The organism is Williamsia sp. Y853 (genome assembly GCF_056786495.1).
This window is the reverse complement of the sequence record NZ_JBXCJC010000001.1, coordinates 1353217-1369486: the sequence shown is the minus strand read 5'-3', so window position 1 is coordinate 1369486 and position 16270 is coordinate 1353217. Positions and strand designations below refer to the sequence as shown.

The window sequence follows — 16270 nt, the reverse complement described above, 5'->3', positions numbered from 1 at the left end:
ATGGATCTGGCCCCCTCCCCCGACCACATCTGCGCCGACCTGACCGCTCTCGGCCTGAGCGCCGATGCCTCATCGCGCAGGCGAACCGAATACGCGTACGACGCGTCGAACTATCGTCTGCGACCGCTGGTTGTGGTGTTCCCTCGTAGCGCGTCCGAGGTCGCGGCGGTTGCGGCGTATTGCCATCGCAACGAGCTCACCCTGACCGCGCGTGGTGGTGGAACGGGCATGGGCGGGAACGCGATCGGTACCGGGGTGATCCTCGACTTCTCGCGCCACATGAACCGCACGCTGGACGTGGACGCCGAACAACGCAGCGCGGTCGCCCAGGCCGGGATCGTCCTGACCGCGCTGCAGGGCGAGGTCCGCGAAGCCACCGGTGGCTCGCTCACGTTTGCCCCCGACCCGTCGAGCCAATCACGGGCAACCCTGGGCGGTGCCATCGCCAACGACGCGTGCGGCAATCATTCGGTCCGCCACGGCCGGACCACCGATCACGTCGAATCACTGCACCTGGTCACCGCGGATGGACTGCAACTGACCGCGACCCGCACCGGACTGGTTGCCACTGACCCATCAGACATTGCCGCGACCGATCGCGCTGTCGAAATCTCCACTCGCCTAAGCGAACTGACGTCGTCGCATCTGGGCGCGATCCGGACCGAGATGGAGCGCATACCACGTCAGGTCTCGGGCTATCACCTCGCAAAACTTCTGCCGGAGAACGGTTTCGACGTAGCCCGGGCACTCGTAGGAACCGAGGGAACCTGTGCGATCGTCGTCTCGGCCACCGTCCGGCTGGTCCCGTCGGCCACCCGCCCACTGTTACTCGCCCTTGGCTACCGCAACGTGGTCGACGCCGCCCGCGACGTCCCGACCCTCCTCGAATTCGCACCGTCCGCGATCGAAGGAATCGACGAACGGATCGTCGCGACCATGCGGGCCCGCCGCGGCGACGACTCGATCGTCGGCCTTCCCGACGGAAATGCCTGGCTCTACGTCGACCTCGACGAAGAAAGTGCGTTGAAATGGTCGAGCTCCGCCTCCGGCTTCGTCTCCGACGACCCGCAGGAAGCAGCTCTGGCCCTGCTCGACAAACTCCGCGCCAACGGCCGTCTCGTCGACGGACGCACTGTCCCCGACCCCTCCCAGCGACTCTCACTCTGGCGAATCCGCGAGGACGGCGCCGGACTCTCGTCGAGACTGGTCGAACCCGAGGACGTCGCGCCCGAAGAAGGCGGACACGGCGGATCCTATGAATCCTGGCCCGGCTGGGAGGATTCCGCCGTGGCACCGGAGAACCTGGCCGAGTATCTCGAGGGGTTCGAGCAACTCCTCGACCGGCATGGTCTGACCGGCGTGATGTACGGGCACTTCGGTGCCGGCTGCATGCATGTGCGCATCACGTTCGATCTCCGCAGTACGGCGGGTCGCGCCGCGATGCGCCGCTTCTGCACCGAGGCCGCAGAACTGGTTGTCGCGCATGGTGGTTCACTCTCCGGTGAGCACGGCGACGGCCGGTCGCGTTCCGAGTTCCTGCCGATCATGTACTCACCCGAACTCATCTCGGCGTTCTCCGACTTCAAGAGGATCTGGGATCCGGCCGGAATCCTCAACCCCGGCAGCATTGTCGACCCGGATCGGATCGACGACAATCTCGCACTCGCCGATGTGCCGGATCGGCTCTGGAAGACGACATTCGATCTCGGGACACCCGGGCTTGCCGACGGTGGCAAACCCGGCCTCGACCCGTTTGTGCATGCCGTTCAGGGATGCATCGGCGTCGGGCGATGCCGATCGGCGTCCGGTGGCGTGATGTGTCCGAGCTATCGCGCCACCGGAGACGAGAAGGACTCCACCCGCGGCCGCGCCCGGGTGCTCCAGGAGATGGTCCGCACCGCACCGGACATCAAAGCAGGCTGGCGCGATGAGGATTCGCGCGAAGCCCTCGATCTGTGCCTGTCGTGCAAGGCCTGTTCCACCGATTGCCCGGTCGGGGTCGACATGGCCACCTACAAGTCGGAGTTCTTCTCCAACTACTACCGGGGCCGGGTGCGACCCTTGTCGCACTACTCGCTTGGGTGGATGCCTGCCTGGCTGAAAGCCGCTGCGCCCCTGGCACCGCTGATCAACAAATCACTGTCCGGCCCCCTTGCCCGGGTCGCCGCGAAAGCCGGTGGCATCGATCCCCGGCGCACCATGCCTGCGTTCTCCACCCGCAAACAGGTCCGGACCTCGATGTCCGGGCTCGGAACCGATCCCTGCGCCGACACCGTCCTGTTCGTCGATTCGTTCACCAGGGCATTCCGGCCGCAGGTCGCGGCCGCGGTCGCCGACGTGCTGGGCAGCGCCGACCGGACGGTCAGTTGCGAGTCGGACAACTGCTGTGGACTGACCTGGATCTCCACCGGCCAACTCGGACGTGCGAAAAAGGTACTCGAACGCACCGCACTTGCGCTCGACGACGGGACCGACCGGCCGATCGTCGTCCCCGAGCCGAGTTGCGCTGCCGCCCTGCGCAAGGACCTCCCCGAGCTCGTGCACACCGACGCGGCCAAAAGGGTTGCCGCCCGGGTCCGCAGCTTTGCCACCGAGATCGGAGCGCTCCTCGACAACGGATGGCAACCACCGATTCCACTCCCCGCCGAGGTGACGGTCCAGACGCACTGCCACGAATACAGCACATTCGGACCGAATACCCAAACCGCGGTGCTGAGTCGCCTCGGTGCCACCACCGTCCACCAGGCCGACGGTTGCTGCGGCGTGGCAGGTAACTTCGGCTTCGAGAAGGGCCACTACGACGTCAGCATGGGTGTGGCCGAGCAGGCTCTCGCGCCGGCCCTGCGAACGCGAGCCGCCCACACGCCGGTACTGACCGATGGATTCAGTTGCGCGATGGCGGTTTCGCATCTCGCCGCCACCGACGCAACCGTTCCCGAGGTCCGATCCGTGCATCTGGCCGAGTTGCTCGCCCCCGCAACATCCGCAGCCGAGACCCCGCAACAGAGCACGATTGAAGGAGGTACAACGTGACAGCGTCCCCAGTACTGAGTACGGACCGAAAGGCTCTGGCCGCCGGTCTGATCGGATCGATTCCCACCGCGCTGTTCATCGACGGGCAGTGGGTACCGGCAGCGTCCGGCGAGACCTTCGACGTCGAGAACCCGGCCACCGGTCAGCGAATCGCGAAGGTCGCCAAGGGCGGAGCTGCCGACGCCGCAGCCGCGATCAACAGCGCCGCCAAGCATCAGAAGGCCTGGGCCGCGACATCTCCCCGCGAGCGCAGCGAGATCCTGCGCCGAGCATATGAACTCATCCTCGCCCGGCAGGATGATCTGGCCCTGATCATGACCACCGAGATGGGCAAGCCACTGGCCGAGGCCAAGGGTGAGGTCGCTTACGCCGCAGAGTTCTTCCGGTGGTTCTCCGAGGAGGCGGTGCGGATCGACGGTGGCCACACCACCACCGGTGATGGCCGCAATCGCATCATTGTCACCAAAGAGCCGGTGGGACCGTGCATTCTGATCACGCCGTGGAACTTCCCGCTGGCGATGGGCACCCGCAAGATCGGTCCGGCCATCGCCGCCGGATGCACCATGGTGTTCAAACCCGCCGAACTGACTCCGCTGACCGCCCTTGCGCTGACCGAGATCCTCACCATCGCCGGACTACCGGCGGGCGTCCTGAACATCGTGACCACGGACGAGCCGGGCTCGGTTGTCGAGACCTGGATGGACAGCGGACTGGCCCGCAAGGTCAGCTTCACCGGTTCCACCCAAGTGGGAAAACTGCTGCTGGAACAGGCATCCCGAACGGTGATGCGGACATCGATGGAACTCGGCGGCAACGCACCGTTCATCGTCTGTGAAGATGCCGACCTCGACAAGGCCGTCGACGGTGCGATGGTCGCGAAGATGCGCAACATGGGTGAGGCCTGCACCGCAGCCAACCGGTTGTTCGTGCACCGAAGCGTCGCAGGCGAGTTCGCGACCCGGCTGGCCGCGAAGATGGGCGCACTGCGGGTCGGTGACGGTGCCGCAGACGGCACCGACGTCGGGCCGCTGGTGGAACGCAAAGCGGTCGACAAGGTTCGGGAACTGGTCGCCGACGCCGTAGCCCGCGACGCCACGGTAGTGTGCGGCGGCGGCGGCAGGGACCCGGATGGATCAGAGACTGCCGGCTACTTCTATCCGCCGACGGTGTTGTCCGATGTCGACCCGCAGTCGGAGTTGATGAGCACCGAGATCTTCGGTCCGGTCGCGCCGATCATCCCTTACGACACCGAAGACGAGGTCCTGGAGTTGGCCAATGACACCCCCTGGGGTCTGGTCGGTTATCTGTTCACCCAGGACATCGACCGTGGACTGCGGATGTCCGCCGGACTGGAGGTCGGGATGGTGGGCCTGAACACCGGCCTGGTCTCGAATCCCGCGGCACCATTCGGTGGCGTCAAGCAGTCGGGCCTGGGCCGCGAGGGTGGACGGATCGGCATCGATGAGTTCCTCGAGATCAAATACCTGGCCATTCCACGGACCTGACGATCCGCCAGCGGACAATCGCAGGGCCGCATGATGATTCGACAGCAGAGGGAGGTGCCAACAGATGTATCTCGGATCCAAGTTGTTCAGCGACACCGAGTACCAGACCCGGCTCACCGGGGTACGAACCCTGATGGACCGCCAGGGTTTGTCGGCGATCATCGTGACCGACCCGGCCAACATTTTCTATCTCATCGGGTACAACGCCTGGTCGTTCTACACACCGCAGATGCTGTTCGTGCCGATGGACGGCGACATGGTGTTCTTCGCGCGGGAGATGGACGCCCACGGCGCCCACCGCACCACCTGGCTGCCGCCGGAGCAGATCGTCGGATACCCGGAAAACTATGTGCACCGGCCACATGTTCATCCGTTCGACTGGGTGGCATTTGCGCTGCGCCAGCGGCATCTCATCGCACCCGCGTCACGGGGCGGCTCGGTGGGGCTGGAGATGGATTCACACTTCTTCTCGCCCAAGGCATATCGCACGCTGGTCAATGCGATACCCGAGTGGAAGCTCGTCGACTGCTTCGAACTCGTCAACTGGGTGCGTTCCGTCAAGTCCGATGCGGAGATCCAGTTGATGCGCCAGGCCGGGATGGTGTGCTCGGAGGCGATGCGCGCCGCCATCGACACCATCGACATCGGGGTGCGCCAATGTGATGCGGCAGCGGCCATCTCGCAGGCGCAGATCACCGGCACCGACAAGTTCGGTGGCGACTATCCGGCGATCGTCCCGATGATGCCCACCGGAGCGGCCGCCGACACCCCACACCTGACCTGGAATCAGGGCACGTTCGTCCGTGGTGAGGCGGTGGTCGTGGAACTCAGCGGAGCCCACAACCGATACCACTGCCCACTGGCCCGCACGGTGGCCCTTGGCCCGGTCGACAAAGACGTCGACTACGTCGCGGGAGCCACCGCCGAAGGCCTGAACAATGTTCTCGACGCCATCGCCCCGGGCGTGGCCACCCGCGAACTCGCATCGACCTGGAACTGGACCCTCGCGAAGTACGGCCTCGAAAAGCATTCCCGGCTCGGCTATTCCATCGGCATCGGGTATCCGCCGGACTGGGGCGAGCGGACCATCAGCATCCGCACCGAGGACGAAACGTTCCTCCAAGAGAACATGACCTTCCACATCGTCTGCGGAATGTGGATGGACGGCTACGGATTCGAACTGTCCGAATCGGTACGCGTCAGCGCCACCGGCGTGGAGACATTCACCAGCTTCCCCAGAGAACTGATCAGGAAAGCGAGCTGATCGGAAAGTGAGAGGAAAACGCATGACCGCAACCGAACTCCCGCTCGTTGGGGCACCCACATTCCCACTCGCCGACCGGGCCAAGGATCTGGTGGGGTCGATGATCGATTCGTCGACATCGCTTCTCGCCGCGCAAAAACATGACATCGTGCGCTTCGCCATGGGCTCGCCTGCCGACGAGGCGGTACCTGCCGACGAGTTCCGCGAGATCGCAGGCAGCATCCTCGATCACACGTCGTTCACCTACGGGGCCTCCGAGGGTGAACCGCGATTGCTGGACCTGCTGGTGAAATACCTTGCCGGCACGCCGGATCCGTCCAGTGAGGATCGTTTGGTCATCACGACCGGCGGCATGCAGGGACTCGACCTGGCCTGCAAGTTGTTCATCGATCCCGGCGATCTGGTGATCACCGAATCCCCCACGTACACCAACGGCAGTGCCACCGCGTTGTCGTACGGCGCGCAGCTCCTCGAGGTTCCGGTTGACGACGAGGGCATGCTTGTCGACCGGCTCCCCGACCTCGTCGCCCGCACCGGTCGCACGCCCAAGGCCATCTATACGATCCCCAACTTCCAGAACCCGTCGGGCGTGACGTTGTCGTTGGAGCGACGCAAGGCGCTGCTCGAACTGGCCCACAAGTGGGGCGCGGTGATCATCGATGATGATCCCTATGCGCTGCTTCGGTTTTCCGGTGAGGACATCCCGACCTTCCGGACCCTGAGCCCCGACGACCCGCTGCTGTTCTCGGTGCGGACGTTCTCGAAGATCCTGGCTCCCGGGTGGCGCGTGGGCTGGGTCGACGCGGACCCGGCGTTGCGGCAGCTACTGATCAACGGCAAGCAGGCGATGGACACGTGCACCAACGTGCCGAACCAGCACATCGTCGCCGAGTACATCTCACGCGGAGGCCTCGATGCCCATCTGGTCGCCCTGCGCAGCCTCTACCGTATCCGGCGCGATGCCATGATCTCGTCCCTGAACAGGTATCTCGGCGAAGACTTCTCGACCACCAACCCTGACGGCGGCTTCTTCCTGTGGGTCACGCTGGCGGGTAAGTACGCCGAAGTCGATACCCGCGAACTCTTCGAGATCGCGCTGGCACAGGGCGTGGCATTCATCCCCGGTCCCGCACTCTCCCCTGCCGGACATTTCGGGAACGCGCTGCGACTGTGCTTTGCATCGAGTACGCCGGACCGGATCGATGTGGGTGTTCGCCGGCTGAAGAGCGCGCTGGATCTGGCGGTGGCCGCCTCGTGACGGACCTCTCGGGTATCGCCACGTCGGCAGCCGTCTCCGACATCGAGGCGCAGGTGCTGGCACTGGTCGACGAATCAGAACTCGTCGACCTGACCCGGTCACTGATCGATGCCGGCGGTGAGAACCCGGGCGGCACCGAGCAATTGACCGTCGAGGTACTCGAACAGTCCGCCCGGTCCTTGGGGTTCGACGTGCAGACCTGGGACGTCGAACCCGGAAGGCCGAATCTGACGGCCACCACCACCGGAACCGGCGACGGACCCGGACTGTTGATCCTGGGGCATTCGGACGTCGTGCCGGCCGGTGAGGAGTGGACACGTTCTCCGTTCCACTCCCAGGTCGACGAAGGACGCATCTACGGTCGCGGTTCCACCGACATGAAAGGTGGTCTGGCAGCAGCACTGATGTCGATGGCAGCGCTCGCCCGATCGGGGCATCAGCTGCCCGGGCCGGTTCAATTGGCCTGCACGGTTGATGAAGAAGATCTGGGAATTGGTATCCGCGACTTCGTCGCCCGCAATTCGGCACACACCTTTGCCGGATGTGTGGTGGCCGAGCCGACCGATCTGGAAACCGTGATCGCCTGCCGCGGGGCGTCGTACCTCGAGGTTCGGATAACCGGCCGCGCAGCGCATTCCGGTCGGCCTTCGGACGGCCGCAATGCCATTGATGCCGCCGCCGCGATCATCGACCTGGTTCGGGTCAACCAGCGCACGCTATCGCAGCGGCTCGATCCCCTCTTGGGCTGCGGCAGCTGGAACACCGGACTCATCACTGGCGGACAGGGTATTTCGGTGGTGGCACCGACCGCCACCGTCAGCTTCGATCGCCGGCTGATGCCCGCCGAAGACGCTCACGAGGTCGCCGACTGGCTGCGCAGCGCAATCGCCGAGGCGGGTATCGATCGCGACGGCATCACTGCCGAGGTCGAGGTCACCATGGCCATGCCGGGCTTCGAGACCGACCCTGCCCATCGGCTGGTCTCCCACGCCTCCGCAGCGGTGGTCGACGCAGGCGGTAGCACCACCATCACCGGATGGACAGCCGCCTGCGACGGAGGATTCATCAGTCGCGACCTCGGCATCCCGGCCATCGTGCTGGGGCCGGGTGGGCTTGGCGATCAAGCCCACCGACCCGACGAGTCTGTGTCGATCACCGAATTGGTGACAGCCGCAAAAGCTTACGCACTACTGGCTTTACGCCTGCTCTGAAGAACTTTCAGCACGATCAACGGCTTGGTTGCAGCGCGAAGTCAGTCGGTCTTGGGGAAATTCACGATCGCGAGGTTCAGCGGGAGCTCGTCCTTGCGGGGTTCGGGGCTCCCGAGTTTGCCCTGCAGGAACATTCCGGTCAGGTAGCTGTCGGCGTCAGCGATCTGTTGCGGCGCCACCTGGCCGTCGTAGTCGAAGCTCTTGAACACGTAGGGCAATGAGTCCGATCCGAGCAGACTCGGACCGTTCATGAGCTGAAAGTGCAGATGAGACGCGTTGGCGTTGCCGGTGTTGCCCAGCTTTCCGATGACCTGGCCCTCGGTCACCTTGTCACCGGGTTTGACCGTCAGCGATCCCGAGATCATATGCGCGTACATGGCGTACACACCTCCGCCGAGATCGAGGATCACGTGGTTGCCGTCGACGTTTTCGACGGTCAACTTCGCCGCCAGTGTCGGGTCACTTGCCGGCAGGATCCCGGGCGCATTCGCGTCGAGGCCGTCGAGTATGGAGACCACCGTGGCATCGGCGACGGCAAGGATCTCGCTGCCGTAGTCCACGTAGCTCTCGTTGCTGGTCTTGTCACCGGTGTAGAACTCACCCTGGTCGTTGACCCGCTTCCAGTCGATCGCGAAGCGTTGGCTGTTGTTGAGTTTTCCGTTGAGCGACATCAGCGAACTGCGGTGCGGAAATCCGGGCTCGCAACATCCGTTGAGCGCGATCCAGTTGGTGCCATGCACCGGCGGCGAAATGACCGGCACGGTCTCGGTGGAGAGCGTCAACGGCGTGGTCAGGTAGTTGATCGGTCCCGGAGCCCCGAAAGCCGGTGAGGCAGACCCGGTCCCGTACAGATGATGCAGCAGAGCCTTGGGCGCGTCGCCGAGTGAATCGAGTGCGAAGTCGATGAACACGACCCGGCTCTCCTGCGGCGCAATCGCATTGCTGTCGACGTAGCCCGCAGGCAGGTCGCGCAACCGGTTGCAGTCCCCGTAGTCGCAATTCCGATCGACGAGCGCTGCACCGGAGAAGCTCGCGATTATCTTGGTCGGATCAGTGGCGTCGACAACATCGATCTTGTCCAGGGTCGCGGGTACCGCGGTGGCGTTGGTGAGCAGCAGATCATAGGCGATGTGATACTTGCCGTCCGTACCCCGGAACGGAAGGGGCGAGTTCCCGATCGTATTCACCGTGATGGCGGTGAACGCATCCGGCACAGTCACTCCGGCGACCGAGCCTGCAGGCGGGGGCGCGGTTGTTGTGGTCGAGTCAGCGGCGTCGGAATCGGTCGAGCAGCCGGACGCGACCAACGCGACCGAGACCACAAGCGCGGCAATGATGGTGGGTACGCGGCTGACTCTCACAAATACTCCGGTTTCTAGAAGTTGGCCCGAAACATACCAGTTGGCATTCTTGCTGATCAAAAGTCGGGCGAAACCCCCACCGGTGCGCCTATTCAATCCATGAGAAACGGGGCCCGATCGCCAATAGGCGATCGAGCCCCGTTTGAAATCGTCAGTCGCTCAGACTGAATCGGCAGTTAGCTTTCGCTCGACTTCGGTTTCTTCTCCGGGAACATCCGTTCCGCGAATCGAGACGCCTGCGGTCTCGCGCAAGAACGGCAGCGCGATCATGCCGACGGCACAGGCCAACATCATGTAGCCGGCCGGGAACAGCTCCCAGCCATCGTTGGCCGTCACCGCGTCGTTGATCAGCGGCGCGGTACCACCGAACGCGGCCGTGGCCACGTTGTAGGAGATCGCGAATCCCGCGTAGCGAACCTGTGTGGGGAACATCGCCGGGAATGTTGCCGAGATCGTCGCCAGCTGTGGGATGTACAAGAGCCCCAACACCAGGAAACCGATGATGGCCCAGCCGAATCCCTGTCCCATCAACCAGTACATCGGCAACGCGAACACGAAGAGACCGATCAGCGAACCCCACCACATGGGTTTTCGTCCGATCTTGTCCGACCAGGCCCCAAAGAACGGAATACAGGCCATCATTGCCAGCTCACCGATGAGAATGACCATCGTTCCGGTCTTCTCGGACATGCCGATGGTGGTCTTCAGGTATGTCGGCTGGTAGGCGAGCAACGTGTAGTTCGCCACGTTGAGAGCGATCACCAAACCGAACATCACCAGAATGGGCTGCCAGTAGTTCGTCAGCAGGTCCTTGAACGCCTGCCACGGCGAACCCTCGATCTGGTCTTTGTCCTCCATCTCGGTGAACACCGGGGTGTCGTTCATCTGACTGCGCAGGTACAGGCCGATCAAACCCAGCGGCAGGGCGAACAGGAATGGCACCCGCCAGCCCCACTCGTACATCTGATCGTCACTGAGGAACAGCTCCAAGACCAGCACGAAAGCGGTACCCATCACGAACCCGCCGAGCGTTCCGAACTCCAGGAAGCTGCCGTATTTGCCACGCTTCTTGTCGGGCGCATACTCGGCCATGAATGTTGCGGCGCCGCCGTATTCACCACCGGTCGAGAAGCCCTGGACCACCCGCAATGAAATCAGCAGGATGGGGGCCCACACTCCGGCGACCGCATGCGATGGCAACAGTCCGATCAGGGCGGTCGCGCCGGAGATCAGCAGAATGGTCATGGCCAACACTGCTTTTCGGCCGATCCGGTCACCGATCGGACCCCAGACCATGCCGCCGAGCGGACGGAGCGCAAACGAGACGGCAAAGCCGAGCATCGTGCCGATCGTGCCGAGATCACCAGGAAAGAACGCCTGGGTCAGATAGGTGGTGGTCGCGGCATAGACGCCGTAGTCATACCATTCGGTCGCGTTGCCGATGGCGGACGCGCCAATTGCCTTGCGTAGGAGCTTCTTGCCTTCCGGCGAATCCGGATCCGGGAAACCCGGTGGTACTGCGGACGTCGTTTTCTGTAAATCTGGGCTCATCGATACCTCCCTCAAAACTGAAGACATTCAATCAATCTCGGTGTCTTCGAGGCCCACAAAAGCATCTACTCCCGGTTCTTGAGAGCAAAAATGTTGATCTTGTCTTCTGTGACTTCCTCCTCAGGGGGTTGATCAGCGCCAGCCGCCGATCAGGTACGTGAACCCGGTAGCGGGTTCACGGGTACGTTGGGGCTCGGATCGATGGCCGCGCCGGGAAACTGAGACACCGCACCCGGTTCGGCAATGATTCGATTGAGCCCATCTCGCATGTGTTCGATCATTACATCATCGGCAACCTTCATGTCACGCGCCTCGATCGCTTCGACGATCCGGCGGTGTTCGGCGATCCGTTCCTGCGCCGACACATACGTTCCGCGCATCGCACCAAGGCACATCCGGGTCTCCACCAGAATCGTCTCGTGCAACCGCGACAGTCGCGGGCTGCCGGACTGTTCGACCAGTGCATGGTGAAACGCCATGTCAGCGTCCGCAATCTGCGGACCGTTCGGCTCGTCGGCATAGCGTTCCATGTCCGCGACACAGTCGGACAGGACCGCAGCCGCTTCATCAGGAGTTCGTAGTATCACCTGTTCGAGCGCAGCCCGTTCCACCGCGGTGCGGGCCACATACATGTCACGTATGTCGCCGTCGTCCATGGTGATCACAAACAGGCCGCGGTTACGGTGGCTGACCAGCAGGCCTTCCTGGGTCAGCCGCTGCATCGCCTCGCGAAGCGGGCCACGACTGACCCCGAGTTCGGCGGCAAGCCCGGATTCCGTCAGCTGGCAGCCCGGCGGAAAATCTCCACTCGCGATGGCATTACGCAACTGTCGCGCAATGATCGCCGGCGTCGATTCCTGCACCAGCGGCTGGAGGACACGGGAACGCGCCGAGCGCTTGCGAGCCGGTTCCGGGCGGGCCGAAAATGGAGGTTTTGTGGGGTCGGACATCATTCCACCCTCTGATAGGTCAATGTTTCACCACATGCGCCGCCCATCGAGACATCATTGCAGCCCGCGGTCCGACCATCTGCAGACGACGGGCAGGCGGTCGACAAACCCGCATCTTGGTCGATTGTTGACAATCTACCGTAGAGTACCGGGTGGACAGAGGTCGACGCAACGCCGAGCCCCCCAAATCTGACTCCAACAGCCGCTCGCACGTAGCTCTCGGCTAAGCTGTTCATCTATCGAAGAGTCTCGATCGATGATCGGAAGTGTTTGTGCCAGAGGACCTTCAGCGTTCAGCGGATCCTGCGTACGCGGTGCTGGCAAACGCGATCCGCAAGCGCATCATCTCGGGTGAACTGCAGCCCGGCGCACGCCTGCCGACCGAGGCCGAACTGCGCAGCGAATACGGGGTCGGCCAGAGCACGGTCCGTGAGGCGATTCGCTCTCTGGCCAGCCAGAATCTGGTCCACACCACCCGCGGGGTCACCGGCGGAACCTTCGTATCGGTCCCCAGCATCGGTCACATCAGCGCGCATATCGAAACCGGCGTCACCCTTCTGACCGCTGCATCGGCGGTGACCGTCGACCAGCTGATGGAGGTCCGTCAGCTCATCGAGGTGCCTGCCGCAGGCGTCGCGGCCTACCGGCACACCGAGGCGCAGCTGGACGAACTACGTGCCACCATCTTCGACCCGTCCGGCACCATCGGCCCGGAAACATACGAAAAGAACCAGGGTTTTCACCTGGTGCTGCTGCGCGCAGCGAACAATCCGCTCCTCGAGCTGGTCACCGCACCCGTGTTCCGGGTCCTCGGAAGCCGATTCGGGCGAGAATCGGCCCCCGAGGGGTTCTTCACCTGTGTCGCCGACGATCACGGCGCGATTCTTGATTCATTCGAGCGACGCGACTCGATCACCACGATGAACCTCATGCGACGCCATCTCGATCACCTCGGCGACGCCTACAAGCAGATGGACCTTCTGCTCACCGATCCTGATCGGCTTACTCACCGGTCCTGATCGCCTACTCGTTGATCCTGATTGCCTACTCGTTGATCCTGATCGCATTGAGCGGCGGAACTTTTCGCTGCCATGCGATCTGATCCTGAAGAGCCTGTGCCACCGCGAACAGCACTTGCTCGCCCCCACGGGCGGCGGTGAGCTGGGCGCCGATCGGCATACCCGAAACCGGATGAAAACCGACCGGAACACTCAGTGTCGGCCCGTCGTGCAGCGACCACGGATAGCTCAGTTGACCCATCCGACGAGACTGCGCGATCACGTCGTCTCCACCGACGATGTGCGGAACATCGACCGGAAGTGTCGGCGTGAGAACAACATCGATGCCGGAGAAATATTCGCGCATTCCGGCGCGGAAAAGATCACGTCGACCGAGAGCCTCTTCTTTGGCCGCCGCCGAGATCGTCAGCCCCTGCGAGATACGCGCGCGGGTCGCCTCCTGAAACAGCTCCGGCTGATCACGTAACCGAGTCCGATGCAGGTCGGCGAGGTCGGCGTAGATGATCGTGTAGACGATGTCTTGCGCGTCTTCCATACCCACGAGCGGATCCCGGATGACGCTGTGTCCCATATCTTCCAGCAGCCGACCGGTGTCGGCGACCGCCGCCAGGATCGCCGGGTCGACGTCATCGGTGATGAACGGAACGGGCATCGCGATCCGCAGACCGTCCGGTAGGGCAACATTCGGGGTCGGCGCCAGCACGTCGAAAACCGCCTTGACCTGCTCCACCGATCGCGCAAGTGGTCCGACGGTGTCGAATGACGAACTGACCGGAAAGATCCCGGCGGTGTCGATGAGACCGAGCGATGGCCGCAGCCCGACCACGCCACATGCCGACGCGGGCAGTCGGATGGAACCACCGGTGTCGGTCCCGAGCGCGACATCGACGAGGCCGGCGGCCACCGCGGCTGCGGAGCCGCCACTCGAGCCGGCCGGAACCCTGGTCGGGTCCCACGGATTACGCGTTCCGCCGGCTGCCGAATTCTGCGACGTCACCCCGATGGCAAACTCTGCCATGTTCAGGGTGGCGGTGATCTGTGCGCCTGCCGCGCGCAGACGTTGCACCACCGAGGCGTCGCGTGTCGCGACCCGGTCGGTGAAAAACGTTGATGCACAGGTCGAACGGACACCGGCTATCTCGATGTTGTCCTTGACGCCGATACGAACACCGGCCAGTGGCCCGGTGGCCGCAGGAGTCGGATCAACCCAAGTGATCACCGAATTGACGGTGTCATCGACTTTCCGGGCTTCGCGGGCGGTGCCGGCTTCGTCGCCGGCACCGCCCTGCGAGAGATTCAGCTCGCCACCTTGGCATCGCGCAGTTTCGCGGTCTCCGCGTCGTTGACAACCCACTTCTCTGTGTCGACGACAACGCCGTAGTCGCGACGTGCGTCTTCGGCCGTCAGGTACTCATCCCAGACGTCCGACAACACCGCGAAGGCGTCCCGCTCGAAAGGATCACCGAATCCGCCACCGGAGGGCATCTTGATCTCCAGGGTTTCCCCGGCGTGGATGACCTCGTTGGTGACCTTCGAGTACAGCACCTCTTCCCGATCGGTACCCGGGTTGCGGGTGAACGAACCGGAAACGCCTGTGGAGCCACCTAGCGCACCTGCCGGGGCGTCGCTGCGGTTGTCGGCCTCAGAGCCGAGGAACGTATCGGTCTCCATCAACCACGTACGCACACTGCCGATGCCGCCGCGCCACTTGCCCGGCGCCGGTGCCTCTTCGCGAAGCTCGTAACGTTCGGCACGCATCGCGTGATTGAGTTCGAGTTCCTCGATCGGGTTGTTACGGGTGTTCGCCATCAACGTGTCGACGGCGTCCATTCCGTCTTTGCCGTTACGCGCACCGTAGGAGCCCTCGTTGATCTCGATGTAGACCCAGTACGACTCACCGTCGGCGGCCACACCCGAATAGGCGATGGCGCACAAGGCAGCCGACGAACCAGCGATCGCCCGGTCGGGAAGTACCGGTGCCAGTGCGAGGTTGATCGAGTCGAAGATCCGGTTGACCTGTGAGAACCGCGCGAAACAGGATGCCGGGAAGTCCGGGTTGAAGATCGTGCCCTCGGGCGCGTAGGCCTTCACCGGCCGGAAGCAACCGTCGTTCTGGGGCACGAACTCCTCGGTGAGTTCTTCGTCGAGAAGTATGGTCCGAATTGCGCTGACCGCCACCGGCAGTACCGAACCCTCGAACGGAACGTTGAAGGCCGTGGGGACCTGCGGGTTGGAACCGGTCAGGTCGATGAGGACGTTGTCGCCGTCGACCTGCACGCGGACCGCAACCGCCACCGGCTCGCCGCGGTTCTTGCCGTCATCGTCGAGGTAGCCGACGGGAGCCTCGTAGCTGCCGTCGGGGATCTCACGAATCTTGGCGCGCAGCATGGACTCTGAGTAGTCCATCCATCGCTCGGCTGCGCTCATCACGATGTCGAGGCCGTACTTCTCCAGCAGCTCGACAAAGCGCTTCTCGCCGATACGCGAGCAGGCGATCAGTGCTTCGAGGTCGCCGCGGTTCTGCTCGGGGGTACGGACGTTGTCCAGGATGTGCTGGATCAGCATGTCGTTGCGGACGCCGGCGTCAAAGATCTTCATCGAATCCATGAGCTTGCCTTCGGCCCAGACGTCGACGACGTCCATGCACAGACCCGGGAAGTTGCCGCCGATGTCCGAGACGTGCCCGGTACAGCCGGCGAAGCCGATGTGCTGGCCTTCCCAGAAGATCGGGATCACCACGCCGTAGTCCGGCGAGTGCGCTGCACCGTGATACGGATGGTTGTGCAGGACAACATCGCCCGGCTTGTAGGTTCCGGCCAGTTTGCGGTTGATGCCCTTGATGTAGGCCGGGATCGAACCACAGTGCATCGGAGTCGAATCCGACTCACACAGTTCGCGTCCCATGACGTCGAAGATGCCGGCACCGAGGTCTTCGGATTCGCGGATCAGGCTGGAGTACGCCATCCGGTAGAGCACCTGGGCCATTTCCTTGGCCATCGAGTTCAGGGCACCACCGATCACGCGCAGGGTGATCGGGTCGACCTCGACGTCATTCCAGACGCGGTGGCCCTCCGCCGCCAGCGAGACGCCGGTTTTGGGCATCAAAGTCTTGGCCATG

At 63.6% G+C, this 16270-nt stretch carries 11 protein-coding genes; 6 read left to right on the top strand and 5 right to left on the bottom strand.

Annotation, left to right across the window (positions count from 1 at the left end; genetic code table 11):
* The 5 genes from AC1TPF_RS06470 (at window position 1) to AC1TPF_RS06450 (ending at window position 8271) form a co-directional block, all read left to right on the top strand.
* The gene (locus AC1TPF_RS06470; protein WP_482143150.1) at window positions 1–3033 is read left to right on the top strand and encodes an FAD-binding and (Fe-S)-binding domain-containing protein; all 3033 of its coding nucleotides are present in this window, start codon (window positions 1–3) and stop codon (window positions 3031–3033) included.
* A gap of 35 nt (window positions 3034–3068) precedes the next feature.
* On the top strand, window positions 3069–4538 hold the full coding sequence (locus tag AC1TPF_RS06465) for an NAD-dependent succinate-semialdehyde dehydrogenase (protein WP_482144040.1): 1470 nt from the start codon (window positions 3069–3071) through the stop codon (window positions 4536–4538).
* 64 nt (window positions 4539–4602) lie between these two features.
* Window positions 4603–5802, top strand: a complete 1200-nt coding sequence (locus AC1TPF_RS06460; protein WP_482135944.1) for a M24 family metallopeptidase — start codon at window positions 4603–4605, stop codon at window positions 5800–5802.
* A 22-nt stretch (window positions 5803–5824) separates the two neighbouring features.
* The gene (locus AC1TPF_RS06455; protein WP_482143148.1) at window positions 5825–7060 is read left to right on the top strand and encodes an aminotransferase-like domain-containing protein; all 1236 of its coding nucleotides are present in this window, start codon (window positions 5825–5827) and stop codon (window positions 7058–7060) included.
* Window positions 7057–8271: a M20 family metallopeptidase gene (locus AC1TPF_RS06450; RefSeq protein ID WP_482143146.1), complete on the top strand. Its 1215-nt coding sequence runs from the start codon at window positions 7057–7059 to the stop codon at window positions 8269–8271. The genes AC1TPF_RS06455 and AC1TPF_RS06450 overlap by 4 nt, the downstream gene beginning before the upstream one ends.
* A gap of 41 nt (window positions 8272–8312) precedes the next feature.
* On the opposite strand, the gene AC1TPF_RS06445 is transcribed toward AC1TPF_RS06450, so the two are convergent.
* The 3 genes from AC1TPF_RS06445 to AC1TPF_RS06435 form a co-directional block, all read right to left on the bottom strand.
* Complete coding sequence (locus tag AC1TPF_RS06445) at window positions 8313–9632, bottom strand: M23 family metallopeptidase (RefSeq protein ID WP_482143144.1); 1320 nt, start codon at window positions 9630–9632, stop codon at window positions 8313–8315.
* A gap of 159 nt (window positions 9633–9791) precedes the next feature.
* Window positions 9792–11183, bottom strand: coding sequence for an MFS transporter (locus AC1TPF_RS06440; RefSeq protein WP_482135948.1), 1392 nt, complete (start codon window positions 11181–11183; stop codon window positions 9792–9794).
* Window positions 11184–11332: 149 nt separating this feature from the next.
* Window positions 11333–12136 (bottom strand): GntR family transcriptional regulator, encoded by an 804-nt coding sequence (locus AC1TPF_RS06435; RefSeq protein ID WP_482135949.1) that lies wholly within the window; start codon window positions 12134–12136, stop codon window positions 11333–11335.
* Between the two features lie 269 nt (window positions 12137–12405).
* On the opposite strand from AC1TPF_RS06435, the gene AC1TPF_RS06430 reads away from it, so the two are divergent.
* On the top strand, window positions 12406–13152 hold the full coding sequence (locus tag AC1TPF_RS06430) for a FadR/GntR family transcriptional regulator (RefSeq protein ID WP_482135950.1): 747 nt from the start codon (window positions 12406–12408) through the stop codon (window positions 13150–13152).
* 25 nt (window positions 13153–13177) lie between these two features.
* On the opposite strand, the gene AC1TPF_RS06425 is transcribed toward AC1TPF_RS06430, so the two are convergent.
* Window positions 13178–14371, bottom strand: coding sequence for an amidase (locus AC1TPF_RS06425; RefSeq protein ID WP_482135951.1), 1194 nt, complete (start codon window positions 14369–14371; stop codon window positions 13178–13180).
* A 77-nt stretch (window positions 14372–14448) separates the two neighbouring features.
* Window positions 14449–16269 carry a hydantoinase B/oxoprolinase family protein gene (locus AC1TPF_RS06420; protein WP_482135952.1) on the bottom strand — a complete coding sequence of 607 codons (1821 nt, stop codon included), beginning with the start codon at window positions 16267–16269 and terminating at the stop codon, window positions 14449–14451.
* Window position 16270: the final 1 nt, after the last annotated feature.